General features: G+C 40.3%; 28 protein-coding genes and 2 tRNA genes. 2 read left to right on the top strand and 28 right to left on the bottom strand.

Translation table 11 applies throughout. From position 1 onward, the window contains the following. The 6 genes from D8836_RS05550 to D8836_RS05575 form a co-directional block, all read right to left on the bottom strand. A partial coding sequence (locus tag D8836_RS05550) for a hypothetical protein (protein ID WP_142999075.1) occupies nt 1-1030 on the bottom strand: 1030 nt, incomplete at its 3' end. A 458-nt stretch (nt 1031-1488) separates the two neighbouring features. Continuing rightward, nucleotides 1489-2655 carry an ATP-grasp domain-containing protein gene (locus D8836_RS05555; protein WP_125393391.1) on the bottom strand — a complete coding sequence of 389 codons (1167 nt, stop codon included), beginning with the start codon at nt 2653-2655 and terminating at the stop codon, nt 1489-1491. Between the two features lie 12 nt (nt 2656-2667). Continuing rightward, nucleotides 2668-3408 carry an esterase family protein gene (locus D8836_RS05560; RefSeq protein WP_125393392.1) on the bottom strand — a complete coding sequence of 247 codons (741 nt, stop codon included), beginning with the start codon at nt 3406-3408 and terminating at the stop codon, nt 2668-2670. Between the two features lie 20 nt (nt 3409-3428). Further along, nucleotides 3429-4253, bottom strand: a complete 825-nt coding sequence (locus D8836_RS05565; RefSeq protein WP_125393393.1) for an alpha/beta hydrolase — start codon at nt 4251-4253, stop codon at nt 3429-3431. A gap of 136 nt (nt 4254-4389) precedes the next feature. Beyond that, the gene (gene thiI, locus D8836_RS05570; RefSeq protein ID WP_078238374.1) at nt 4390-5604 is read right to left on the bottom strand and encodes a tRNA uracil 4-sulfurtransferase ThiI; all 1215 of its coding nucleotides are present in this window, start codon (nt 5602-5604) and stop codon (nt 4390-4392) included. An 8-nt stretch (nt 5605-5612) separates the two neighbouring features. Continuing rightward, nucleotides 5613-6755, bottom strand: a complete 1143-nt coding sequence (locus D8836_RS05575; protein WP_125393394.1) for a cysteine desulfurase family protein — start codon at nt 6753-6755, stop codon at nt 5613-5615. Nucleotides 6756-6893: 138 nt separating this feature from the next. Here D8836_RS05575 and D8836_RS05580 point away from each other — a divergent pair, with 138 nt between their 5' ends. After that, entirely contained in the window at nt 6894-7322 is a 429-nt protein-coding gene (locus D8836_RS05580; protein WP_125393395.1) for a DUF6556 family protein, read from the top strand. Nucleotides 7323-7366: 44 nt separating this feature from the next. Here D8836_RS05580 and D8836_RS05585 read toward each other — a convergent pair whose 3' ends face one another. The 4 genes from D8836_RS05585 to D8836_RS05600 form a co-directional block, all read right to left on the bottom strand. Next, nucleotides 7367-9670, bottom strand: coding sequence for a DNA translocase FtsK (locus D8836_RS05585; RefSeq protein ID WP_125393396.1), 2304 nt, complete (start codon nt 9668-9670; stop codon nt 7367-7369). A gap of 85 nt (nt 9671-9755) precedes the next feature. Then, nucleotides 9756-11708: a PTS fructose transporter subunit IIABC gene (locus D8836_RS05590; protein WP_045607141.1), complete on the bottom strand. Its 1953-nt coding sequence runs from the start codon at nt 11706-11708 to the stop codon at nt 9756-9758. After that, the gene (gene pfkB / locus D8836_RS05595) at nt 11705-12616 is read right to left on the bottom strand and encodes a 1-phosphofructokinase (RefSeq protein ID WP_045607145.1); all 912 of its coding nucleotides are present in this window, start codon (nt 12614-12616) and stop codon (nt 11705-11707) included. The genes D8836_RS05590 and pfkB overlap by 4 nt, the downstream gene beginning before the upstream one ends. Beyond that, nucleotides 12613-13353: a DeoR/GlpR family DNA-binding transcription regulator gene (locus D8836_RS05600; RefSeq protein ID WP_000920651.1), complete on the bottom strand. Its 741-nt coding sequence runs from the start codon at nt 13351-13353 to the stop codon at nt 12613-12615. The genes pfkB and D8836_RS05600 overlap by 4 nt, the downstream gene beginning before the upstream one ends. Nucleotides 13354-13514: 161 nt before the next feature. Between D8836_RS05600 and D8836_RS05605 the strand changes: the two genes are divergently transcribed. After that, nucleotides 13515-13602, top strand: a tRNA-Ser gene (locus D8836_RS05605). Nucleotides 13603-13716: 114 nt separating this feature from the next. On the opposite strand, the gene D8836_RS05610 is transcribed toward D8836_RS05605, so the two are convergent. The 18 genes from D8836_RS05610 to D8836_RS05695 all read right to left on the bottom strand — a co-directional run bounded on the left by D8836_RS05610 (nt 13717) and on the right by D8836_RS05695 (nt 25173). Continuing rightward, complete coding sequence (locus D8836_RS05610; RefSeq protein ID WP_125393397.1) at nt 13717-14640, bottom strand: hypothetical protein; 924 nt, start codon at nt 14638-14640, stop codon at nt 13717-13719. 78 nt (nt 14641-14718) lie between these two features. Continuing rightward, nucleotides 14719-14806 (bottom strand) — tRNA-Ser (locus D8836_RS05615). Between the two features lie 644 nt (nt 14807-15450). After that, nucleotides 15451-16338 carry a peptidoglycan amidohydrolase family protein gene (locus D8836_RS05620; protein WP_125393398.1) on the bottom strand — a complete coding sequence of 296 codons (888 nt, stop codon included), beginning with the start codon at nt 16336-16338 and terminating at the stop codon, nt 15451-15453. A gap of 2 nt (nt 16339-16340) precedes the next feature. Next, nucleotides 16341-16673 (bottom strand): phage holin, encoded by a 333-nt coding sequence (locus D8836_RS05625; RefSeq protein ID WP_125393399.1) that lies wholly within the window; start codon nt 16671-16673, stop codon nt 16341-16343. Nucleotides 16674-16688: 15 nt separating this feature from the next. Further along, nucleotides 16689-17405: a hypothetical protein gene (locus D8836_RS05630; protein WP_125393400.1), complete on the bottom strand. Its 717-nt coding sequence runs from the start codon at nt 17403-17405 to the stop codon at nt 16689-16691. A 5-nt stretch (nt 17406-17410) separates the two neighbouring features. Then, a complete protein-coding gene (locus D8836_RS05635; RefSeq protein ID WP_049542677.1) occupies nt 17411-17731 on the bottom strand; it encodes a hypothetical protein in 321 nt (106 codons plus the stop codon). A gap of 6 nt (nt 17732-17737) precedes the next feature. Continuing rightward, a complete protein-coding gene (locus D8836_RS05640; protein WP_049542678.1) occupies nt 17738-18223 on the bottom strand; it encodes a hypothetical protein in 486 nt (161 codons plus the stop codon). Then, complete coding sequence (locus tag D8836_RS05645) at nt 18213-18674, bottom strand: hypothetical protein (RefSeq protein ID WP_049542680.1); 462 nt, start codon at nt 18672-18674, stop codon at nt 18213-18215. The genes D8836_RS05640 and D8836_RS05645 overlap by 11 nt, the downstream gene beginning before the upstream one ends. A gap of 12 nt (nt 18675-18686) precedes the next feature. Beyond that, entirely contained in the window at nt 18687-19433 is a 747-nt protein-coding gene (locus tag D8836_RS05650; RefSeq protein ID WP_049542682.1) for a hypothetical protein, read from the bottom strand. A 17-nt stretch (nt 19434-19450) separates the two neighbouring features. Beyond that, the gene (locus D8836_RS05655; RefSeq protein ID WP_049542684.1) at nt 19451-19834 is read right to left on the bottom strand and encodes a hypothetical protein; all 384 of its coding nucleotides are present in this window, start codon (nt 19832-19834) and stop codon (nt 19451-19453) included. 8 nt (nt 19835-19842) lie between these two features. After that, nucleotides 19843-20241, bottom strand: a complete 399-nt coding sequence (locus tag D8836_RS05660; RefSeq protein ID WP_049542687.1) for a phage upper tail fiber protein — start codon at nt 20239-20241, stop codon at nt 19843-19845. Nucleotide 20242: 1 nt separating this feature from the next. Further along, complete coding sequence (locus D8836_RS11245) at nt 20243-21289, bottom strand: hypothetical protein (RefSeq protein WP_125393401.1); 1047 nt, start codon at nt 21287-21289, stop codon at nt 20243-20245. A gap of 10 nt (nt 21290-21299) precedes the next feature. Further along, on the bottom strand, nt 21300-21818 hold the full coding sequence (locus tag D8836_RS05670) for a DUF2313 domain-containing protein (protein WP_049542689.1): 519 nt from the start codon (nt 21816-21818) through the stop codon (nt 21300-21302). Next, on the bottom strand, nt 21805-22860 hold the full coding sequence (locus tag D8836_RS05675; protein WP_049542691.1) for a baseplate J/gp47 family protein: 1056 nt from the start codon (nt 22858-22860) through the stop codon (nt 21805-21807). Before D8836_RS05675 ends, D8836_RS05670 begins: the two co-directional genes overlap by 14 nt. Next, the gene (locus tag D8836_RS05680; protein ID WP_049542693.1) at nt 22857-23255 is read right to left on the bottom strand and encodes a DUF2634 domain-containing protein; all 399 of its coding nucleotides are present in this window, start codon (nt 23253-23255) and stop codon (nt 22857-22859) included. Before D8836_RS05680 ends, D8836_RS05675 begins: the two co-directional genes overlap by 4 nt. Further along, on the bottom strand, nt 23252-23548 hold the full coding sequence (locus D8836_RS05685) for a DUF2577 family protein (RefSeq protein WP_049500563.1): 297 nt from the start codon (nt 23546-23548) through the stop codon (nt 23252-23254). The genes D8836_RS05680 and D8836_RS05685 overlap by 4 nt, the downstream gene beginning before the upstream one ends. After that, nucleotides 23549-24514 (bottom strand): XkdQ/YqbQ family protein, encoded by a 966-nt coding sequence (locus tag D8836_RS05690; RefSeq protein WP_125393402.1) that lies wholly within the window; start codon nt 24512-24514, stop codon nt 23549-23551. It abuts the gene before it with no gap. Continuing rightward, a complete protein-coding gene (locus tag D8836_RS05695; protein WP_125393403.1) occupies nt 24511-25173 on the bottom strand; it encodes a LysM peptidoglycan-binding domain-containing protein in 663 nt (220 codons plus the stop codon). The genes D8836_RS05690 and D8836_RS05695 overlap by 4 nt, the downstream gene beginning before the upstream one ends. Nucleotides 25174-25180: the final 7 nt, after the last annotated feature.

The following is a 25180-nucleotide window of genomic DNA, read 5'->3' on the forward strand; positions in this document are numbered from 1 at the left end:
TTTTATATTCATCACTTCCTATTTTAATAAGCTGTATAGTTTTATTATCAATTACTAAATTTACTCTATCATCGTTACATTTCTCGATTTTCCCAAGTATTTCCTCTTTATCATTATAGATAACATTATCTTCATCAAAAGTGAAAAAACTACCCAAAAATTTAATTCTATTACCATCAATATTTAATAAGAATTTTCTCACAATAATATCTTGGTTCGTAAATTTATTTATTGTAATCATATTCCAATTTCCATATAAATATTTTTGACTAGATGGTAATCCAAGCATGATTTGAATTTTTTGTCTTAGTTTCTTAAAATAAATTAAAAATAAAAAAAGAGGATATGTTATTTCTAATACAATAAATCTATAAAGTCCAGTTAGCAACATCGTATAAATCGAAGCATTATTAACATCAGGACGGGGATAAATTAAAGAGGAAGCATAAATTATTGGGACAAGAAATAATACTGATATTTTTATAACCGAAAGTTGTTTTTGTCGTTGCTTTGTCACTTTTATATTAAATACATCCTCTAGAGTGTCAGTTGTCAATAATAAAGTAGCTACTGCTGTGATTGCCGAAACTAGAGCGGATTCAGATGGATTAATAAAAAATAATAAAATTGAAAAAATAATTACAAAAAAGATTAAAAATGTTCCAGTCAGTATCGCCCTTGAATTTGATCTTATCTTTATAAAACTCTCTATAAATATCGTTAATATAGAAATAAGTAATATCCATTTTTGACTATTATTTAACATAGAAAATAAAGTAAGAAACTCTATCAGACCTAATGAAATTGTTATACAATAATTGAAGCCTTTTTCTAGTTTATTTTTTCTTTTTGAAACAAAGTAAGTCACTAACAATTTTATTATAGAAAAAACCGAAACTAAAACTAATAAAACTTGATCTGTCATACCCCAAATAGAAATGAAGTGATAGCCAAGAAATAACGTTATTATAAATATAATAGTGTCAATAATAGACGAGAGAAAAAGAGGCTTTATTTCTTCTTTTTTCATTTAAAATTTAGACTCCTTAAAATAAATTAATAGGTGGTTTACAAAATATATTCAAAATAATAGAAAAATTTTCAGTTTCTTGGTTATAACATTTGACACGCACTCCCATAGCGATTTGTTTGTTTGTCTCGTACTATACGTAACTTGACAGACTAGTAGTCATATAAATAGTTTTCATTTATCATTACTACCCTTTTTGAAGGCTCCTATAAAATAAAATCAAAAATTAGAAATAAAATAATTAAGACGTATAAATTTTAGAAATTTTAGGATAGCTAACTTCATTATGGAACTTGATTTTTATCAAGTATTGTTGAAATTATGGCTTTAAATACCTTTGATGACAGTAGTTATATATTATTATATCATATCAATTAAATTGTTTCAAATTTGCTAACATTTGGTCTTCTATTCTATTAAAAAGGATAAAAGACGGCAAACTCCTTTCATCCTTTTCATTACTCTTGACGCTGACCAAAGTCCTTAATCATCTGCTCCATTTCTTGTCGACTCGGAGTTGTCAGCATATAAAGGTAATCTCCTTGAAGTTCTGCAAAGGCCGCTGGCATGATTTTTTTAACCTTGAACTGGTGAGTGTATTTGGCAAGCAAGTCCTCCTCAGAATAAACATAGTGAGCATTTGCACGACGGGATGTAGCTAAACAATATTGAGATTCAAAGTCTGACGCTGGGAACTCTTCTCCTGCGACAATAGCTGCATAGCCACGATAGAGGTCCAAGGAATGGGCAAAGTTATAAACATCAATGGTAAAACCACCTGCAGGACGGTTATTGTACTCAATGGCAATATAATCATCCCCCTCACGGAAGAACTCAATATGGAAGAAACGTTCTTTCATACCAAATTCCTTAACAATCGCTTCACCATACTTACGAAGTTTGGGCTCCATATCCTTGAGAACGTAATAAGAATTGTCCATCTTGTAAATCATGAGATCAAGCGGTGTATAGGCGTAGTCAAAAGTTGTTGAAAAGACAATCTTACCATCCTTGTCTACGAGCCCGTCAAAGGTACAGATTTCGCTGGAAGTGACAAATTTTTCAAAGAAGTAAACGGTCGAATGGTCCCATTCTTGCTTGAAGTGATTGATATCGTCCTCTGTCTCAAGCTTAAAGGTGGCGGCCGCTCCCACTCCGTTATCAGGTTTGGCAATCATTGGAAGACCAATTTCTTTCACTGCTTGATCAACATCTGCTTCCGTCTTGATAACAGCTCCAGGTACCACAGGGACACCTGCTTTTTTGAAAAGTTTCTTCATTTCAGACTTATATTTCGTCTTTTTGAGATCCTCTGGTTTGGCACCAAAGACATTGAATTGTTCTCTGAGTGCTGCGTCCAGCTCTAGCCAATATTCATTGTGGGACTCGATACGGTCAATTGGGCCATGTTTATAAAATAGAAAAGCAACTGCACGTTTGACTTCATCTATGTTCTCAAGGTTATCTACACGGAAATACTCGGTCAGGCTATTGCGTAAAGGTTCATCCAATTGCTCGTAAGGTTCTTGGCCAATTCCCAAGACTGTGATGCCTTTATTAGCTAGTTCAATGGTAAACTGTTGAAAGTTTTGCGGATAGTAGGGAGAAATAACAAGGTAATTCATAGGTAACTCCTTTTATAAATAGAGATTGCCAAGGAAATAAGGCATTTGTTTGCGCCACCATTCCCAGTCGTGGGCGACATCGTGTCCCCATTCAGCAAACCAGGCTGGAATTTGTTTCTGGTCAAAGGCTTCTTTGAGCTTATAGAAAGATGGTAGACCGTCTTGTTCCCAGGCACCAAGACCCGTACACAGCACAATCTCTGCCTGACGATAACGGTCAATAAACCAGCCGTCGTTCTGGTTCCAGATATAATCTACTGGCGAGTTTTGGTAAATGGCATCGTCATTGTAGTAATCGCCGACAAAGAAACGTGCATCGTAAACACCACTAAGAGCAATCACCTTGGTAAAGACATCTGGATGTTGGAGAAAAAAGTTGACTGCATGGTAGGCGCCCATCGAGCAACCTGTCGTCATCATACCATCAAACCAACCTGTCTTATGCTTGATAAAAGGAATGGCCTCCTCAATCACATAGCGTTCGTAGGCACGGTGCATCTCCGCCTGGTCATGACTATTTTTCCAAGTGGCCAACCAGCTCTCACTATCCACACTGGATAGGGTAAAGAACTGGACACGACCTTCCTCGATAAAGGAAGCACAGGCATCAATCATGCCAAAATCATAGTATTCGTTGTGACTACCACCTGATGAAGCAAAGACCACAACTGGAATCCCAGCATGTCCATAACGATTAAGGTACATTTCACGGTTAAGATTGCCACTCCAGTGGCTAAGGTTTTCAATATGCATTGGCTTTCTCCTTTCCTAACTTACCATTTTTCTGCAAAAAATCTCAGACAGTCTGGTAAATTTTCCGACCAAGGGATTTCACTATGGATGGCACCAGACTGAACTTTCAAGACAAGATTATCCAGATGAACTCCCTCAGCAATCAAATCATGGTAATAGCGTAGCGAAGAGTCTATATAGGCTTGTTTGATATTACCAGCCATCAGGGTCTTGTCCGTATCATCCGCTTCTTCCGTTCCCACATAGATAAAGATACGCTGCTCAGGCGATAATTTCTGGCGCTCGATGTAGCGATTAAAGGCTTCTTGATGGAGCCAGTTAGCAGATGAAAAGACCCCTAGACAGCCAATTTTGTCTTGGTATTCCAAACCGATAAACTGGGTAATATTGCCGCCTAGTGAGGAGCCAATCATAGCCGTATGCTGGCGTTCAGCTTTGGTACGGTAGGTCTCATCGATAAAGGGCTTGACCACCTCCATGACAAACTCGGCATACTCCACACCCTTACCACCAAACTGCTGCCCTGGGATAGGAGATTCTTGGAACTTCCAAGCCGCATACTCATTCATCCGCTCCATACCATCATTGTCAATGGCAACGACAATCATGCGACTGATATCAGGATTACGCTTAATAGCTGGGATAATCTTCCATGAATGGCCAATGAAAGACTCCTTGCTATAAAAAACATTTTGCCCATCATGAAAGTAAACAACAGGATAGGAACGATCCGTGTCTCTCTCATAATCTTTAGGCAGAAGAACACGTACACGACGTTCCTTACCTGTATAAGGAACCTTGAGTTTGTGTTCTTTCATTTTTAAATAAAAGTAGGATTGATTCATTGTCAGAAAACTCTCTATATTCAAAATTTTATTTTATTATATCACAATTATAGAAAAAAAGTTAGTTTTGCTTCCATTTTTGGAATTAAAAACTAACTTTTTCATCTATTTTTCTAAATTCTTCTGGATTTTCTGATTAGAGAAGATTGTCAATCAAGTCATCCACTTCATCTTTTTCAGCCTGCGGTGTAATCTCAGTAATCATGATTCCAGCCACAGCTCGCTCTACTAATCCTTCAACATCCATACGCGCTTCGTACTGCTCCGCATTCTTAATCTTAGGATTTGTTTTCGGACGATCTGGCGCAAAAATGGTACAACAGTCTTCAAAAGGCTGGATAGAAATTTCAAAGGTGTCAATTTCCTGAGCAATGTCAATGATTTCCAACTTATCCATTGTCACAACTGGACGGATGATGGGAGTGTTGGTAACTGCATTGATAGCCTGCATGCTCTCCAAGGTCTGGCTGGCTACTTGACCTAGGCTTTCCCCATTGATGATAACTAAACCATTTCGTACCTCACGAATACGGTCAGTAATCCGCATCATAAAGCGACGAGTTAGAGTCATCAAGTAAGCTTCTGGCGCTTTAGCCTTGATTTCCTCTTGAATCTCTGTAAAAGGAACTTCGATAAACTGGATATTTCCACCAAACTTGGTTAATTTACGGGTCAAATCTTGGGCTTTTTTAAGAGCACCAGGACTCGTGTATGGTGGACTGGCAAAGTGAACGGCCTCAATATCTACCCCACGCTTAAGAGCAAGATAACCTGCTACAGGTGAGTCAATCCCTCCTGACAACATGAGCATCCCTTTACCTGAAGTTCCAACTGGCAAACCACCAGCCCCACGAATAGTTTCAAAAGAAAGATAGGCTGCTTCTTCACGGATTTCCACCTGAAGATTGATGTCAGGACTTTTCATTTGAGCTTGCACATTTGGAATGGCTTCGAATACAGCTCCTCCAAGTGTTTGATTGAGTTCACGACTATCCAACTCAAAGTTGTGGTCGCTACGCTTGCTAGAAATTTTAAAGGTCATGCCATCCTTGTAGATGTCCTGCATAATCTCTTGGACAGCAGACTTCAGAACTTCTACAGATTTTTCAACCTTATAAACAGGGGAAAAGTTTTGAATTCCAAAAACTTGTTTGAGTGATTCTGCTACTGCTGTGTAATCTGCTCCATTGAGGTAAGCGTGGGCACGGTCACGATCTGCTGTTACCTTAACTTGGGGATAGATAGACAAAACGTCTGAAATATTATTGCGAAGTTTATTGATGAAACGCATACGGTTTTTACCCTTGGTTGACAGCTCACCGTAGCGAATCATAATTTCTGAATATTGCATAAATGCTCCTATCTTACTTTTCTAGTTTGATTGTAAATCAATTTTAACTTGGTCAAAAACTGCTCGACCTGACTCATATCATTTTCAAGGTCTAGGCTAAGACGCACAGCTGACTGGGCCTTATCTTTATCCACTCCCATGGCAATCAGGGTTCCTGCAGGTTTCCCAGCCTTGGACGAACAAGCCGATGTCGTTGAGATGAAAATATCATAGTCTTCAAAGGCGTGAACGATGACTTCACCACGAACTCCCTTAATTCCAAAAGTTAGGATATGAGGGGCAAAATCTTCCTCATCTGAAAAGACAAAAATATCTGGATAATCCAGAAGTGCTTGACGAATCACTGCCTTCATCTGCCCAGTCTTGCTCCTAAAGATATCTAGCTTTTCCATAGATAAACGGAGAGCCTTGGCTGTCGCTGCAATTCCTGCCACATTTTCAGTTGTCGAACGGTAATCACGTTCCTGACCACCACCTGTTAACAGAGGCGTAATCTTCTTGCCAGACTTGATATAGACAAAACCAACACCACGAACTCCGTGGAACTTGTGACCAGAGAAAGTCGCGAAATCCACTCGATCAGTCAAATATTTTTCAGTCGGAATTTTAGCAAGTGCTTGAACCGCATCAACGTGGAAGGAAATAGTCGGCTTGTCTGCTAACAGTTCTGAAATAGCTTGAATAGGTTGAATCGAGCCAATTTCATTGTTCACAGCCATGACGGAAACGAGGGTCGTATCAGGTCTTATCAAATCTGCTAGTGCCTCAACATTCACAAATCCTTCCTCATTAACCGGAGCAAAATCCACTTCAAATCCTTGACTTTTCAGCCAGAGAGCTGATTCTTTGACTGCCGGATGTTCAATGGCTGATACGATGATGTGCTTGCCAAACTGGGCTTTTTCAAAGGCCACACCCTTGATAACCCAGTTATCCCCTTCTGTTCCACCAGAAGTAAAGAAGATTTCCTCACTTTTCTTACCGATTAAATCCGCAATCTGTTGCCGAGAAGCATCTAAGATTCGTGTTGCCTGGTCTCCCAAACGATGGAGACTAGATGGATTTCCTAAAATTTTTGAAGCGACCTGCATATAAGTTTCAAGTGCTTCAGGATAGGACTTGGTCGTCGCCGAATTATCAAAGTAAATCATGTTTTCTCACGCTTTCTAAAATCACTCCTTCTATTGTATCATGAAACGGAGCCTGCGACAAGAAAGGGCAATTCCTCTTTTTTTAAGATTTTTTTAAAGAAATGCGGTATAATAAATTTTAATTAAAGGAGAGAATGTATGTCTAATTATCGTAGAACTTCAAAACCAAAAACAGAACACATCAAAAAAGGCTTTACAGTCTTTCAAAAAACCGTTGCTACTATCGGCAGTATCCTTGGCTTAATTACCGCTAGTATCACTATCATGAACGCCTTGGATAATAACAAAAATACTAAAAAAGAACCTACGACAACCCAGACGACAACAATTGTCAAAGAAATTCAAAAGGAATCCCCTAAGGAAAACACTAGTCCCAATAAGGAAACTAACACTACCCAAGAAAAAACACAGCAAGAGGAAACACCAAAATCTAGCGTCAAGGAAGAGAAAAGAGAAGAGCAGAAAGCAGCAACTCAGGAATCTACTACTCCTGCTCCAAGTAAACCCACTACTGAAAATGAAAAACAGTCCAATACCCCAACTTCGGAAAATAAAACTAATCAATAATCACTAAAATAGCTTCCCTCCAAATTTGGAAAGAAGCTATTTTTTTATTGTTGTAAAACTTTTCTTGGTTTGGTACCTTCAGCTGGACCAATGACACCTGCCATCTCCAGTTCTTCCATAAGGCGGGTCGCACGGTTAAAGCCAACTGATAAACGACGCTGAATCATGGACGCACTGGCTTTCTGCGTCTCGATGACCAAAGCCTTGGCTTCTTCAAAAAGCGGATCCCCACCAGATTCACCATCTGAAAATTCTCCGTCATTTTCAGAAACCTCACCTGGATCAAAACTCTCATCGTAGTCTGCATCTGCCTGAGCCTTGATATAGTTTACGATGCGTTCGACATCATCATCCGAGATAAAAGAGCCTTGCAGACGAACTGGGTGGTTTTCATCAATCGGTTTAAAGAGCATGTCGCCTCGACCAAGCAGTTTTTCAGCTCCATTTTCATCCAAGATGGTTCGTGAATCTGTACCTGAAGAAACTGCAAAAGCCACTCGAGATGGTACATTGGCCTTGATGAGACCAGAAATGACATCAACGGATGGACGCTGGGTTGCAAGAATCATGTGGATACCGGCAGCACGTGCCTTCTGCCCAAGACGGATAATGGCATCTTCCACCTCCTTGCTAGCCACCATCATGAGGTCAGCCAACTCATCCACAATCACAACAATAAGTGGCAGAGGAAGCTGCTTGTATTCAGACTGGGCATTGAACTCTTCTACCTTGGCATTAAAACCTGCAATATTACGGACTCCTACCTTGGCAAAGAGTTCATAACGATTTTCCATCTCATCCACAACCTTTTGCAGAGCCTTGCTGGCCTTACGTGGATTGGTCACAACTGGAATCAAGAGGTGGGGAATATCATTGTAAACAGATAACTCAACCATCTTGGGATCGACCATCATAAATTTAACTTGATCTGGCCTCGCCTTCATGAGAATGCTAGCGATAATACCGTTAACTGCTACTGACTTACCTGAACCCGTCGAACCTGCGACAAGCAAGTGGGGCATCTTGGAGAGGTTAAATGCTCTTGCGGTTCCATTAACAGCCTTCCCTAAAGGAATTTCCAAGAGATTTTCTGCTTTCGTTTGAGATTGTTCCCATAGTTCGCGGAAAGAAACTGTCGCAATCTCAGAGTTAGGTACTTCGATTCCGACTAAGGATTTCCCTGGGATAGGTGCTTCAATCCGGACATCCTTGGCTGCCAAGGCTAGAGCGAGGTCATCTGCTAGATTGGAAATGCGGTTAACCCGTACACCGACTGCTGGCTTGACTTCATACTTGGTCACTGACGGCCCAATTTCAGCCCGTTCAACCGTTACCTTGATACCAAAGCTAGCAAAGGTTTCTTCTAGGATTTTGATATTTTCTCGAACAATCTTCTTCTCTTTCGACTGGTCTTTTGGTTTATCTGGGGCAAAGAGTTGTAAGCTTGGAAGTTTATATTCAAGAGCCTCCTTGGCTGAAAAATCAACTTGTACATCTTCATCATCAAAGACCTCCTCATGTTCAGGGAATTCATGTTCAGCTTGAGGCAGGATGATTTCTGGTTCTACCCACTCTTCTTCCGGAACAGATGGAACGTCAAGCACAACATCTTCTGTCAGAATTTCACCCGTTTCCATATCAACAGGAGGCATATCGAGTAAGGCTTTTTCAGCCTCTTCTTTTTCTAATCTAGCCTCTTCCTCAGCCTTTTGGCGAGCTTTTTCTTCTTGTTTAACAAATCGTTCCTCTTTTCGACGCTCATGCCCTTCCCACCATTTGGCAAAGCCTCTACTGAAAAATTCAGCAATATCGTAAACAGACCAAGGACTGACTAGGAGAGCACCCACTAAAATCAAGATAGAACCAATAAAGTAAGTACCGATATTTGAGAAGAGAAAGGCTGTTGGCACATAGAGTCCAACACCAATCAAGCCTCCACCAGCAAAACTGGTCGTTCGAAAACCAGTCAAATCAGTCACAACCTGAGCCATAGTTCCTTTTAAGACCGACTTGTCCAAACCATATTTCCAAACCAAGTAGGCCTCAAAAATCAAGAGTAAGCCAGCAAATATGGTGAAAAATCCTGATAAGAGTCCTTCCTGTTTTCGTATCCACTTGAAGAAGAAGAGATAGAGCAGGATACCAAATATTGCCAAATAAGCTAGGCTACCTACCAGCAAGCGAATTAGATTGTAAAGGGTGATACCTGCAGCCCCTAATTTAAAGGCTGCAAAAATCAATAAAAGGGCGATTCCCAACGAAATCAACATTCGTTGAATCGCTTCTTTTCTTTCGAGTTCTGCTTTAGACGGTCTCCGTCTTGTTTTACTTGTATTCTTGTTTGCCATTCTTCTATTATACCATATTTCACAGGCATTTCGGAAAGAGAAAAAGACTGCACCAAACGGTACAATCTTTTCATTTTTCTATTTTTTATGCTTGTGGTTTGCGTAGGTAACCATAGACCACACCACTTACAATTGCTCCTACTAAGACAGAAACGAGGTAAAGGAGAGCATTAGAAGTAAGGGCGATAACGAAGATTCCTCCGTGTGGCGCCATGAGTTTGATACCAGTAAGACCAACGAGTCCACCTGCTACTGCTGAACCAAGGATGAAGCTTGGGATCGCACGAGCTGGGTCAGCTGCACCAAACGGAATCGCTCCCTCAGTGATAAATGACAAGCCCATGATGATGTTTGTCAAACCAGAGTTGCGTTCTTCCTTAGTAAATTTGTCTTTAAAGAGAAGAGTGGCAACAAAGATTGCAAGTGGGGGCACCATTCCTCCAGCCATAACTGCTGCCATAGCCACAGAACCACCTGAAGAAACAGTCGCTGCAAGCGTACCTGTACCAAAGACATAGGCTGCTTTATTAACTGGTCCACCCATATCAACAGCCATCATTCCTCCAAGAACGATACCAAGAAGGACAGCTGAACCTCCTCCAAGACCGCCTAGGAAGTCATTCATAGCAGTGTTGATTGCTGCCATTGGGATGTTAACAGCTAGCATGACAAATCCAGTCAAGATTGTTCCAAGAAGTGGCAATAGAAGGATTGATTTAGCACCTTCAAGTGATCGAGGAACTTTAACGTATTTCTTGATAGCAAGAACCAAAGCACCTGCGATAAATCCACCTACAAGGGCACCTAGGAAACCAGATGAGACACCTGCAAGAGTTGATGTTGCTTCACCACCTGCTGCATAAGGGATTTTACCAAAGGCAAAACCTTCTTTGGCAATAGCACCAGCCACGAAACCTGCTACCAAACCTGGTTTTTCAGCGATAGAGTAGGCAACATAACCTGCAAAGACTGGGAGCATCAAGCCAAAGGCTGCACCACCAATTTTCATGAACATAGAAGCTAACTCATGATAAGAACCAAGATTACCAAGATTTTCATTTGGAACACCCAAAGCACCGTCAATCAAGAAGGCAAGGGCAATCATGATACCACCACCGATAACGAATGGTAACATTTGAGATACACCACTCATCAAGTGTTTGTAGAAGGCACCACCAAGGCTTTGTTTTTCGTTGCTTGCTGTTGCAGCTTTTGCACCATTAGTGGCACGGTAGACTTCCGCTTCTCCTGAAAGAGCCAAGTTAATCAACTCTTCTGTTTTACGGATCCCGTCAGCAACCGGACGATTGATCAATGGTTTGCCATCGAAACGATCCATCTCAACCGCCTTGTCTGCAGCGATGATAACAGCTTTAGCCTTACGAATGTCTTCCGCAGTTAGTTGGTTACCAACACCGCTAGCACCGTTGGTTTCGACCTTAATTCCAACACCCATTTCAGCAGCCACTTTTTGAAGGGCTTCTTGGGCCATGTAAGTGTGGGCAATACCTGTCGTACAAGCTGTAACAGCAACGATAAAGTCATCAGAGTCATTGGTAGGTGCTTGAACCGGCTCTTCAGTTTTTTCTGAAGCTTGGTCAAAAAGTTCGATAACTTGGTCAGCTGATGTTGCTTGACGAAGTTTGTCAGCAAATCCGTCTTTCATCAAGTATTGAGACAATTCTGCCAATGCTGCCAAATGGGTGTCATTGGCACCTTCTGGAGCTGCAATCATGAAGAAGAGGTCAGTTGATTGTCCATCCAAGCTCTCGTAGTCAACACCCTTGTTTGACTTGGCAAAGAGAACTGTCGCTTCTTTGACAGCAGCATTTTTGCTGTGAGGCATTGCGATACCATCACCCAAACCTGTAGAAGTGAGAGCTTCACGCGCCAAAATGCCTTCTTTAAAGGTTTCAAAATCTGTCACATAACCGTGGTCTGTCAAACTTTTAATCATCTCGTCGATGACAGCTTTTTTTTCAGTTGCTTGCAAATCCAGCAACATAACATCTTTTCTCAATAGATCTTGAATTTTCATCGTTTTTCTACCTCAACTTTTTCATATGTTTCTTTAATAAATTCTGCTGTTGCCAAGTCATCCGAGAAGGTAGTTGCCGTTCCACAAGCAACTCCCCATTTGAAGGCTTCTACTGCGTCTTTTGATTTGACAAATTCACCTGTAAATCCAGCAACCATAGAATCACCAGCTCCAACTGAATTTTTGACTGTTCCCTTAATAGGTTTGGCGAAGTAAGATCCCTCAGATGTAACAAGAAGGGCACCGTCCCCAGCCATGGAGATAATGACGTTTTGAGCTCCTTTGGCCAGTAACTGACGAGCATAGTTCTCGATTTCATCTAAACTTTCGAGTTTCACTCCAAAGATAGCTCCAAGCTCGTGATTATTTGGTTTGACCAAAAGTGGCTGGTAGTCCAAACTATCAATCAAGGTCTGTCCTTCAAAGTCACAAACGACTTGCGCACCAGTCTTGCGTGTCAAGGCAATCAAATCCTTGTAGATAACATTTCCTAGGTTTTTAGCACTCGAACCCGCAAATACAACCGTGTCTTCTGCAGTTAAACTTGAAAGAATAGCTTTCAATTCTTCTAGCTGAGCCGGTTCAACAGTTGGACCCGTTCCGTTGATTTCTGTTTCTTGGTCTGCTTTGATTTTAACATTGATACGAGTATCTTCTGCCACTTGGACAAAACGTGTCTCGATTTCTTCATCAGCCAAAGTATCTGTGATAAATTTACCAGTAAAACCTCCGATAAATCCAGTCGCTGTATTTTGAATATCTAAGCGCTTCAAGACACGACTGACATTAATTCCTTTCCCACCAGCAAACTTATCATCACTGTCCATACGATTGACACTACCGACTTGGACTTGGTCCAAACGAACGATATAGTCAATGGATGGATTGAGTGTGACTGTATAAATCATACTTCTATTACCTCCGTTTTCTCCTTAATAGCCTGCAAGAGCTCATGCCCTTGACTTGTGATAACAATAGCTCGTTTGAGTGGTGCTACCTTAGCAAAGCAAGTTTGTCCAATTTTAGACGAATCGACCAAGACATATGTCTGTTTGGCATTCTCCAAAATAGCACGCTTCACAGCCCCCTCCTCCATATCAGGAGTCGTATAATAGCCATCGTCCACACCATTCATCCCGATAAAGGCACGGTCAAAGTGCAATTGGTTAATCTGGTTAAGAGCAACGCCCCCGATGCTAGCATCTGTCGCCATCTTGACACTTCCTCCAACCATGACAGTTGGAATCTGCTTTTCAACCAACTGTGCGGCATGGTGAATCGAATTTGTCACAACAGTAATATTCTTATTGACCAATTCATGGATCAAAAAAGCAGTTGTTGTTCCAGCATCAATAAAGATGACATCTTGTTCCTTGATGAGAGAGGCTGCTTTCTGAGCCAACAACTTCTTCTCTTGAAGGTTTTTGACAGATTTTTCTTGAATGGTTTCTTCTTCCTGCAAGGAGTGGGGTAATTCTGCTCCACCATGTACACGGCGAAGCTTATTTTCTGCTTCCAACTCATCCAGGTCTCTTCGAACCGTTGATTCTGACGTTTCTAGCAAACTAACTAATTTCTCTAGAGAAACTACATGATGTTGATTTAACTCCTCTAGAATCAGTTGCTTCCGCTCTGTTTTTAACACTGAATCACCTCCTGTTATCGTTTACACTATTCATTCTATCATACTTTCTTTCAAAGTCAAGCATTTTTTATCATTTTCTTTCAAATTCTATCATTTTTCTTATTTCCAGAATTTTTATTGCAAGATAAGGGCCTTTATGGTAGACTATTTGAGTAAGTATTGGAAGATTACTCAAGAGGCTTAAGAGGCCGTGTTGGAAACGCGGTAGGCGTGTAACAGCGTGCGTGGGTTCGAATCCCATGTCTTCCGTAGAAAAGAACAATTATTTTGGGGATGCGACAAATGTTGTATCCTTTTTGCTAATAAAACGAAATAAAGCAAGTAGCTATTATAAACTACTTGCTTTACTTTTTAAACTAATTATCAGATACTACTTTTATCTTTTTTATCTGAAGATTTATCTGTTGAGTTGCCTGTCGATTTATCACTAGACTTATCTTTGTCGTTAGTTTTTGAAACATTGCTTCTGACAACAGTCTCATAACCTTCTGTATTATCAATTAACTCCGTTGCTAGAGTACGATAATCCTCTTGAGAGATAAGCCAATTGCCATCCTTATCTTTGGTTAATTTGATTTCAGTATCAAAATCTCCAGTAGTAAATGGTGTATACGCTAAGTTAGGGTCAACATCGTTATAGATAGTAAAATCATGCCTAAACAGATGCTCAAAAATCCAGTATGAAATTAATGTTTGGTATCGTTTAATATCAACATTTGATCCCGCAGTATTGTATTTACCTAAGTTGTCAATCCCTCCAATTAGAGTAGTTAAAACGTCTCTTGTTGAAGAAGCCAAGCCCTTAGAATGCAACTTTTTAGATGTGAAAGTTACAGTAGCTGAACTCCCTGATTCGTCTAACTTAACATCTTTAATAGAGTAAGAACCAATCTCTTGGAACATTTTTCGTCTTACTTTTAAGAAACCAGTAATTGTTTCTTCTGGTGTTTCAATAGGGAAATCAGCATGCCATTGAACAGAATAGGTAGAGGCTGGTGTAAGACCATCATCTTTTACCTTTTCACTAGTTTGAACCGCAAATACTGCCTCAGTCCATTTTTCATAGGTTTCGCCGTAAATCTTTTTAAACTTAGCAATATCAGTAGTCAAAACTGCATCTAATAAAGTTTCAGCATCTTTTGTAACTTTTTCTTTGACTGATTCTTCTTTCTTATCAGTTTGTTCGGTTTTGTCAGAATTCGACCCTGACTGACTCGGAAGTGAAGAACAAGCACCTAAGACAACTGCTGAGAGCGCTAAAATACCAAGCAACTTAACTTTTTTCATAATACACCTCTTTATAAAATTTACTCTTGGAAAAAGTCCCTAAGAGTGTTTCTTTAGAAAATCTCAAGATTATTCTAACGGAGAATGAGGGATTCGAACCCTCGTGCCAGTTACCCGACCTAACGATTTAGCAAACCGTCCTCTTCAGCCTCTTGAGTAATTCTCCAAAAATAAAAATATTAGAACGATTGGATTTAGCAAACCTAACATCACGAATAAACATCATTTTTTGTTTATTTAATTTTTAACCGCTTACCCTTGTATTTTAAAGTAAATACTCTATCAACCAAGATAAAGTATCTAAGTCTATATTCAAAAATTTTTTAAACATCGTACTCAATTATACCCAACGTTCAAATTCAAAAATCATTTCAAGATGTTACATATCTTCTTTTTCTGGGTAATTGTTCTCTTTGAAAATCAAACACAACTATACAATAAACCTACAATATACAATCATTATATCATTCAGGGAGATAAAAGTCGGTATATTTTTTAATTTGTTATGTCTAATTTTTGAACGTTAAGTTCATTTTTTTAGTTTTTATAAAGAACTTCAAAATAAAAAACGTTGATTTAACAACGTTTCACCAATTAATAATGGAGCCGGTGGGAGTCTCTAAGACATTATTAAATCAAGCCATATTTAATTTTATAACTCCTTTTATAACTCTTTAACAAAAAAGCGTTTATTCGATTTACATTTCTTGGATTTTAAATCCATTTTTAAGCAAACAAAAAAACCGCAAGCATGAGCCTGCGGTCTAGTGTAATCTATTTTGAAAGTTTCCTTTCTATTTATTTTTAAGATTATTTAGTCGTAATCAAGCCGTCTGGCTCAACCGTAAAGGCTGGTTTCTCTTCCAGACGACCATCCTCACGAAGCAAGTACCATCCATCGTTGTAACGAATAAATGCATCTGACTTCATATCTCCATTGACAGCATCGAGGTAATACCAGTTGTCGTAGTATTTAACCCAGCCAGTTTGCATTGCACCATCACGATTGAAGAAATACCATTTGCCATTAATTTTCTTCCAATTAACAGCCATGTATCCATCTTTGTCAAACCAATACGATTTACCATCGGTATGTTCAACCCAGCGCTCAGCAACCATATATCCGTTCTCATCGAAGTAGAACCATGCTTTGTTTTGCTCAACGTATTCGAATTCACTCGTTGGATAAGATCCATTGTCACGTACGAACCAATATCCTTTAGAATCACTGTTCCAGCCAGTCTTCAACTGTACAGTCACAGCGTCTGGGTTTGTCAAACGGTATACGTAGTAATATGGACGACCTGCGTACATCCAAATATCATCGTGGTCATTCACAGTGATTCCATCAAAGCGGTAGTTACAATGGATGATGTTGTTTTCATCCACAAACATACCAGTATGCCCACCAGCACCACTAGAATATCCACGACGTCCCCAGATGAAGATATCCCCACGTTGAGCGTCCCATGGTGTGTTCTCAGCAATAAGCGTATATCCATTATCCATCAACCACTGGTGTTCGTATTCAGTATTAACAGCCCAACCAGCGGACGCGGCTCCAGCACTCGTCAAAGCGTAGTAGATCGAGCTTGAGCAATCGTAAGAATCAGGACCATTCCGATCGTCCATACTATAAGATACTTGCCCTTTTCGGGCTTGCATCCAGGCAATAGCTGTTTCAATGTTTACTGTCATAACTATTCCCCCTTCCATGCGTCATTCATCTGCTTCACTGCTGACTCAACGAATACTTCAAGCTCTTTATCCGTCATGCTAACATTGTACTTTTTAAGCTCTGAGATCATGTAGACTTTAGCTTGCTCTAGCTTTTCATCCCCTTTGTAGCCTGTTTCAGTTGCTATCTGCTCTACTGCGTGTACTGCATTTTTAGCTAGGATTTCAGCGATTTTTACAGCTTTCTCTCCACCTTTACGTAAAAGGTAGTCTTTCACTGCTTTCACGATACTGCCTATTGCTACTGCTAAAAAGCCTGTCGCAAAAGCAATCATAAATTCATTTAGTTGTGTCATATTGTTTCCTTTCTTTTATGGTAATTTCGTAGGCCAAGGCTCATCTGTCAAGTATGAGATGGCGCTCACACGAATATCTCCAATATCTCGGTCGGTCGGTATGTTCTCGTTAAAAGTGAATTGAATGAAATTTAAGTCAGATTTACCGCCTAAATACCAAATTCCATAAGGTCTACCCTTATCGTCATAAGTTGGTCCTACAAGCGAATTTTCGCTTCTAAAACCTTCGGGAATACCGTTAGGATAAGTAAGTTTAGCCCCTTTGTCTCCACTGCTGTTGTGTCTTACAAATCCAGGTCCACCTCGTCTACCTACGCCAAACCAGCCCCACTGAAGGCCTCCGAATTGATAAGTAACAAGATTGTTTACTCGTCTGATTTTAATGAACGAGTTGCCTGCTCTAGAGACACTGTTTAACGTTCTCCAACCAGTATCACCAATCAAAACACGCCAGCCTGTGTTGTCATTTCCGCTCTCTTTTATCCATTTCAGAGCGCCGTTTGTCACGTTGACATCTACATAGGTCGTTCCGATTTCGGCCATTATACGACCTTCTGGAGAGCCTGTGCCACGGATTTCATGCCCTACGTTGTCTGGCAATGGTAGAGTGACATTATTCCCCCCAGCGATGCCAAGGGTATTGCCTGTCAAGGTCAGCCTTGGTTCAGGCTTTTGATTCAGGGTTTTAACATCACGGCCAACCGCTTGAGCAAATTCCTCTAAATTGCTCATAGCAATCACGCTTTCGCAGCATTATACGTTGCTAACAGGTCAACATTGGCAAACTCGTCAATACGACGGCCGAGGTCAGCCAATTTTTGAACGACTGCGCCTTCAGTGCTACCACTCATTTTAGCGATTTCCTCAGCGATTTCTTTGAGGGTGTCAAATTTTTCAGATACACCCTCACCCAAAATGTCGTTCTTGACAGCAGTTTTAGCTTGTTCAATCAGTTGTGTGACTGTCGCACTGTCAATCTTTGTATCGATTAACTGCTTCAGCGCCTTGTGATCCACTCCCAGCGCTTGAGCGAATGCAATCCATTTACTTGTATCCATAATTTTTTATACCTTTCCAATATTATAATACGTGAGCAAGTCTGGGATTTCCGGACATGCTCCACCTTCGCTTACATGTCGTTCTGCAAGCTGTTTCTTAACTTCTTCAACGATATCTAATTCTTTTAATTTATAGATATCTTCCGTAACCAATTCTTTATCTGAGTCTTCAATTTCAATATAAGTATCTCTATCGCTTGGGAAGATATACCCTCCAACCGAGATTTCCACTCGGTATTTTCCGCTTGGTAAAATACTATCTAAATTAAAATTGACAGAATGGCTAGTGACGGGAGCAGTTGTCTTCCACCTGCGTTGTCCTTTTGTTAGAGTAACAACCGCTTCTTGCCCCTCAAACGAGGTCATGACACGATAATTCTCATCTAACAATTCGAATCCAAAAGTAGAAGACAAATCCCCTTGCTTAATAAGGTCGCCACCATCAATTCGAGCCAAATTGGTTGTATTAACTTTGCGGTTGTTACAACCCATTCTGCGCCCCTTTCTCATCTTCAACTAAGATGTCGTCTCTAATCTGCAACGCTTCAAAATTTTTGTACAAGTGGTCTATGTAGCCATTACCACCAAGAGCCTTATAGCTATTGTGCATATTCTCCACTACATAGAACTCATCTTTCGTTGTAAAACCACGACGGATTGACCTGCGAATATCACGATCGAGGTGCGTCCTCATCGTTACAAGGTGCGCATCGTCGTGTAGTTTTAGCTTTGCCTGTACTTCGTCAATTTTGGCGTTGTTCTCTTCAGTAGTAATCTGGACATCTTTGATTTGTTTCTTGACTTCACTTAACTCTGAAATGATTTGGTCTGTCTGTTCCTTTGATTTCTTCGGTAACTTATAGCTAAACCAAGCTACGATGATTGGCGTGGCAACTGGTAGCACGTTCATGAAGAAATGCTCTGTTGATTGTAAGACGTCCATAAAGCACCTCCACTATTGGTTAGGTGTAACTGTTGTAGCAGGAGGTTCTGCAGTTGTAGGTGCCACGGTAGCTGTCGTAGAAACTGTAGCTACTGGTGCGACAGTAGGCTCATTCGGTGCTTTCGGTACACTAAACTTCCAAGTTGCTAGAACACCATTCTGGTAAGGTGTTCCTTCAAGTTGAGCAAGGGTTTCTCCTTGATAAGTAAAGGACTGATTGGTTTGAATCAAGATGCGTTTACCTTCTCCATTAACTTCGACGTGACCAGGGTCTTCGACCGCAAAGATTGAACCTGGTTCATAAATTTTTCCAATTTCGGCCAGTGGGAAGAGTTCAACCATTTCTTTATAGGTCGTGCCATAAGAGACTTTTTCACCCATGATAGAATCTTGAGCCATCACTCGTACAACCTTATTGATACGATTTGCAAGTGCTTCAAGGTCATTTTGCTTCGCTTCTGTTTGAGTCGCTTTCTGCTCTGTCTCAGCCAGTTTCTGTTCAGTCTGCTCCAATTTAGCTTGATTTTCTTGCAGTTTAGTTTGAGTTTCTTGCAATTTAGCTTGCGCTTGTACAATAGCGCTTGTAGGGTCTAACTCGGTGCGTATCACATCTTTAACTGCTTCAATAAGTGTTTCATCCGTGTCGCCCAAGCGGTCACCGTCTAATTCACGAGTGAAGAAAGTAAACGGCTTGTCACATTGAATAGAGACCGCCGTCTTGCCAACTTTAAAAAATTTATTTACTAATGCAAATTCCATGTTTAATGTCCTCCTGATTATCTAAAATAAAAGTATAGGGAATCGCCGTATGCAAAATTGTTTTTGAATATTTGTTTTTGATTGTCATCCAGAAATTTAACGTACAATTTAATATTTTTATCTGTTGTATATACATATTTAGCATATGCAGTTGTTATTGTATCATTTGGATGATTGATTCTTATTTTTATTTCCTTTACCTTGTCTTCTTCGTGATAATTATTATTGAATGTACCGCCCTTGGCAGTTAAATCAAAAATTAAATAATTGCCTGATTCTATCGGATTGTATAAGTATTGAAACCAACCAATATAGACCCACTTGCTCCAAACAAGTTTGTCACCCACATATCGCTCGACAATGTCTTTGTCACCAACATAAATGCCTTCTCTTGTAGCCATAGCATCACCTACTCATACACATCATAAATTGTGTTTGAGTCTTTCGTCCTGATTGCTTCATACTGGGATTTAGAGCCAAACCAGTACTTCATTTGCTGATTTCCGTTCTGGTTAATCAGCTTGTTTGCAACTACTTCGGACGGTGTACTTGGAATCCCAAGCGCTGACCTGTTTACTCGTAGAACACCCGAATTATCGACTGTAATCGTTGAGTTGTCAGGTCGGACAACTCCGTTTGAACCAGCTGTCGCTGTTGCGGGAGTTGGACTCACTCCGTTTTTAAAAGTCTGCACAGACACTTTCTTCAACCCACGCCCATCATGAATCATGATGTTGTCCGAGTTGTTGACCTGACTAGCCTGTGGCAAATCAGTTACTTTTCGTGTCTGTGTACTAATTACTGCCATGTTATACCTCCATAATATATTTCCAATCTGCGACAATCACATGACCGTTTTCATCAGCAAGTAAGGTATGTTCTGTACCGTCGTCTGTACGGATTGGTGCAGTGAAGTCGTTCTGCAAGAACATGTACTCGATAGCATTTAGTCTATCTTCGTGTTCCTGAACCTCACGCTTCAAAGCCTCTACAGACTCATAACTTGCTTGTCTAATGTTGTCTACGTTACCTAGCCCAACTTGATGCTTCGTAACGCTATGTGGATTGTTGCGATTGTTTAAGTGATTTTGAAAATCAACTTTACTTGCTTGTTCGACGTTTGCGACATTACCTAGTCCCACTTGTTGTTTCGTTACATTGTGTGGGTTGTTTCGGTTGTTGATGTGACCAGTTAGGTCAACCTTCTCAGCCTTGCTTTTAGTGACCTCGTCAATTTTTTCAGGCAGACCGTCGATGTCTGCTACCTTGTGCCTGTGACTTGAATCGGCCTTCCCATTCCAGCGAGTCCGTTCTTGGTCAGAAACGTGACGGGCAGTGTCTTCAATATGATTATCGATATTGGTTTGTAGCTTTCTTTCTGTCGCTTTCAATTCAGGAACAGTCGCATAAACCAAATCAGTCGCATTGTATTGAATGGTGATCTGACTATTTTTGCTAATAGTCGTATTGAAATCATAGTCTCGATACACATAAGCAGATGTTTTGGGAGGAATCACATCTCCCTGCTCTGCCCAGGTATACATATACATGAACTCTTCATGGTTCCCACGTTTTGCAAAAACACCAATTTCATTAACAGTCATTTCACGCTCAATCCGTGAATTATCAAACCGTGCTGTGATACGGATTGTATCGGAAACATCAGTAGACATAGACTGCGTCACTTGCAGAGAATGAACTATTTGAGCTACATCATTCCTCTTGCCAGTCTCTGTCTGATGCCGGCCACTACCCAAAGCTATTCGAGTGAAAACCAGTGGTTCTCTATTTTGAATTGCTAGGGCCGTTTCGCTGATTGCTTTATCGGTCACAATAGGTTGGATAAAATATCCCATTTATTTCCTCCTATCCAAATCGAACCGAACGAATGTCTCTGAATGTGTGAGCCCCAATATAAATCGCGTTCATCATTGGCGCTTCAACCGAGAATTGGATTCCTAAATGAGCAGGAATCAATTCACGCACATACTTTAAAAAACGGTTCAAATATCCAGTTGGCAGTTCTCCTAAAAATCGGATATGTACCGCTGAACCCTTGACCGTTACTAAGTTGTTGACATTCGTAAAGCTCTTTGTAATTTTTTGTAAACTCACTGAGTTGATTTTAATTTTGGAAGAAATTAAAGTGATTAAATACCGCCTTCGTTCTTCCAAATCAATTGTTTTCGGTTTTACCTGGAGGGCCTTTTCCCAACGTGTAATCCAGTCTTCTGTCGCTTCTGGCAACAACATCAATCGTCTGGTATCAAAGATTAAGTCTGCAATCAATTCCAGTTCTGGAATTTCAGTTTCAAACAAATCGTTGATGGTTGGATCTAAGACCTCTGGCAAAGCCGATAACATACGATATCTAACTTGTGACATTGATAGTTACCTCCGCTAGTTTCGGAAGCATGTTGGTAGAAAGTTCAATACTTTGTTCCCTGTCATTCAACAAAATACGGTCCACATCTCGAACCCCATTAATTCTGTCAATGATTGTGGCGACTTTATAGTTTCGAACCTCTTTCTCTTCAAATGCTTCTTCACGTAAGTATTTAATGAGTTGAACTTTCGCCTCATTCTTGATTGTTTCAATATCTACATCTTCATCAATCTTGATAGTTGCAGTAATACGAACGTTATAGCCACTTACAGACTGAACAGTCACATAAGCACCAATTGGAGCTACGCCTAATCCGTGGCCACTTGGTTCAGGGTCTAAGTAATTCTTGAACTTATTTACAAGTTCAGAACTAGCTTCGTTACCGTCAGCATCCGTAATAGATACACGTACTGTATTTTCGCCTTTCCAGAGTGGCTCTACCAAGGCCGAACCAACACCAACGAACTCACTTGCCCATTTCTTGTATTGGGCAATGTTTCCGTTTAAAGTCGGTGTTTTAAGATACTCAATGGTCCGTTTACGGAGTTGTTTATCCGTCTCTTCATCTTCGCCTACAACGATAACAGAGCCGATTTCTGCCCCTTTAAAGTCGCTCAACACATCAATGTTGATGAGTTGACCTCTTACATAGTTGGGAGCATTTCCGACTTGTTCAGCTACTACGCTATACTCGAATCCGGAGCGGCGTTCCAAAACACGGAAATTATACTCACTATTAACCACACTAAAACGGGTTCCTAGTGGGATTTCCTGTTTGAATTGAACCAATCGAACTGATGCCGTGGCTGGCAAGCGTTCAACTCCAAACTGCCTACATAATCGAGTTAGGAAGATTCCTGTACTCGTATCCAAAAAGTTAACTTCCTCATACGATTTTAAGACCGTGTACTGAATAGCAACTTCTCGAGCTGCAGGCGCAACTAGATTGTACAAGACAGATCCTTGTCTTTTGTCATACTTATCATCAAACAAGGCCAGCATATCCTCTAAAATTTCTGGATATGTTTTTACCTTTATCATCGTTTCACCTCCAAATCCATCTCAAATGTTCCAAAATCACTATCAACCATGAACTGCACATAAAACTCATCTTTCTTTACCTTAGTAGAAAAAGAATGAGCCTCATGAATCCTGTCATCTTCATACAAGGCCTCTTTTATGCGCCGTGCGATATCCATCTGGGCATAGTCCATATCCCCACCAAATAAGGCGTCTAATTCAACACCGTAGCGATGGTCATAAATTGTATAGATGAACCGTTCAGTTGTCAGCATGCGTCTGATGGATTGCTTCAGAGCACGAATGCCATCTGTTTCTAGCAAGATATTGGTTTCATCTAGTGTTAAGCTAGGCTGTTTCTTAGCTTCGACAACATTTTTAGCAATGTTTAAAAAGTTTGTTTTAGGAGTACTCATTCATCAGAACCCCCTTTCACTTTGCGCTTGTAGTGGAATATCTTCTTGTACAAGACATAATAAAACCCTCCACCATCTTGTCTGATGAGATGAAGGGTTTGCCCAACGTATTCAGGATCCAATGCTTCATCGGTCCATGTGACAGCAAGCATGGAATCATCTAAAATCAACTCATTGGTCAATTGGATTTTGAGGGGAGAAACCGATAAAACAACACCAGTCGTTATCTTGGCGAACTGGCGATTTTCAATGAAATTACTAATCAATTTCTTTAGATTTTCTATTACTTCCATCTACTCACTTCCTGCCATGAATAATTTAATTTCCATCGTGTGCTTTTCTGCACTGAAGGAATGAGTTGCCTCTTCAATGACATACCATCCCTTCTTCTCAATATCCTTAACATCCACATAGACTGCATGACCTGCTAAAAAGTCAATACTTCCAATATCAGCTTTTAGACTGAAAGTTTCTTTGGGACGGTTTTTCATCTTCAAGAGCATTTCGCCCCATTGCTTGATTTGCCCCTCAGTTGCTTTCTCATCCACTTTTTTCATGTACTGGAGTTTTCCCCAAGCTCCGATATTGTAGCTGTCCTGATAGATGTAGACCTCTCTCTTTTTGGTTTCTTTGTTCTCTTGGATCAAGCGAACAATATTAGCACTATCCTCAATCGAACCTTCAAACTCAAAGCTAGACATAAAGGATTCATTTCCGATAATGTACTGGATTGGTAAGTTTTTCGGAGTCGTTAGTGTCAACTCTCCGAACTTGTCATACAAAACCAGCAATTCTCCACTTTGCACCAAGGTCTCATCCATGGCCTCTTGGATAATATCCAGAGCCTTCTTATCTTCCTTCAACTGAGGGGATAAGGTCACGGCTGGGGCTTTTAGTTCCCCAATCTTCAAATCAAAATCTCCTGCGATTGCCGAGACGATTTGATTGACGTTTTTATCCCTGGCAACGAAATTGATATTGCGTAGTAAGTACTTTATCTGGTCATGGAAGGTCAAGGTGGTTTTGGTGTCTTTTTCGTACTTGATTTTCGTCAAATAACCAAAGAATACCTCTTTATCATCTAGCTTGAAAGCGAGCGGAGAACCATATTCAAAGGCTACTTTTGTAGAATTGTACAAGGTAATCTCCACGCTCCAAGCTGACCCTTTTCTAGTTGTCTTAAACTCAACCTTATCAGACACAGTTGCTAAATCCCATGTATCTCCAGTTTTGTTGTTCTGATAGAATAATTGCATCATGGTATCACAAACTCCTGTCCAGGATAAATCCAATGAGGGTCTTGGATTTTGTCTTTGTTGGCTTCGTAGATTTCAGTATATCGGCTGCCATCTCCGTAAAATGTCTGAGCAATTCCCCAAAGAGTATCCCCACTAACAACCGTATGGCTTTTTTGAGCAGGTTTCTCAGTCGTAGGGCTACGTTCTTCCGTAGCTTTCGCCTGCGGTTTCTTTTTAGTAGCCTCAAGTGCTTTTTTATCTTTGATAGTAACCTTCCGTGGCTTGTGAGACCGATATTGTAAAAACTTAATCTTGTATATCAGATCATCTTCATATCCTGTCTTGGTAGAGACATCGAACTGTTCCACTAGAAATTTCCCGTTAATAACAGAACCAAACGCACCCCCAATCATTAATTGAATAGGAGTGCCTTCCGTCTTAAATTTACGAATAGATGATACAAAGGATTCTGGAGAAACACGACTATTCCGCTGGTAGTTTCCATCGTATCTTCCGCTAGGAATAAAGGATTCAAACTCAATTGATTGAAGCTCTGGATTTCCGACAAGCGGAACGTTACCAGTATCAATGATAGCGACTGTCTCAATTCCTTGTTTGTCCTCCAGTTTGATTTCTTCTGGATTCACTGGCAATTTAATGCCTTCAATAAATATAAACATCTGCTAC

Origin of the sequence: Streptococcus mitis, from assembly GCF_003942995.1 — a bacterium.
Lineage (GTDB): Bacteria > Bacillota > Bacilli > Lactobacillales > Streptococcaceae > Streptococcus > Streptococcus mitis_CV.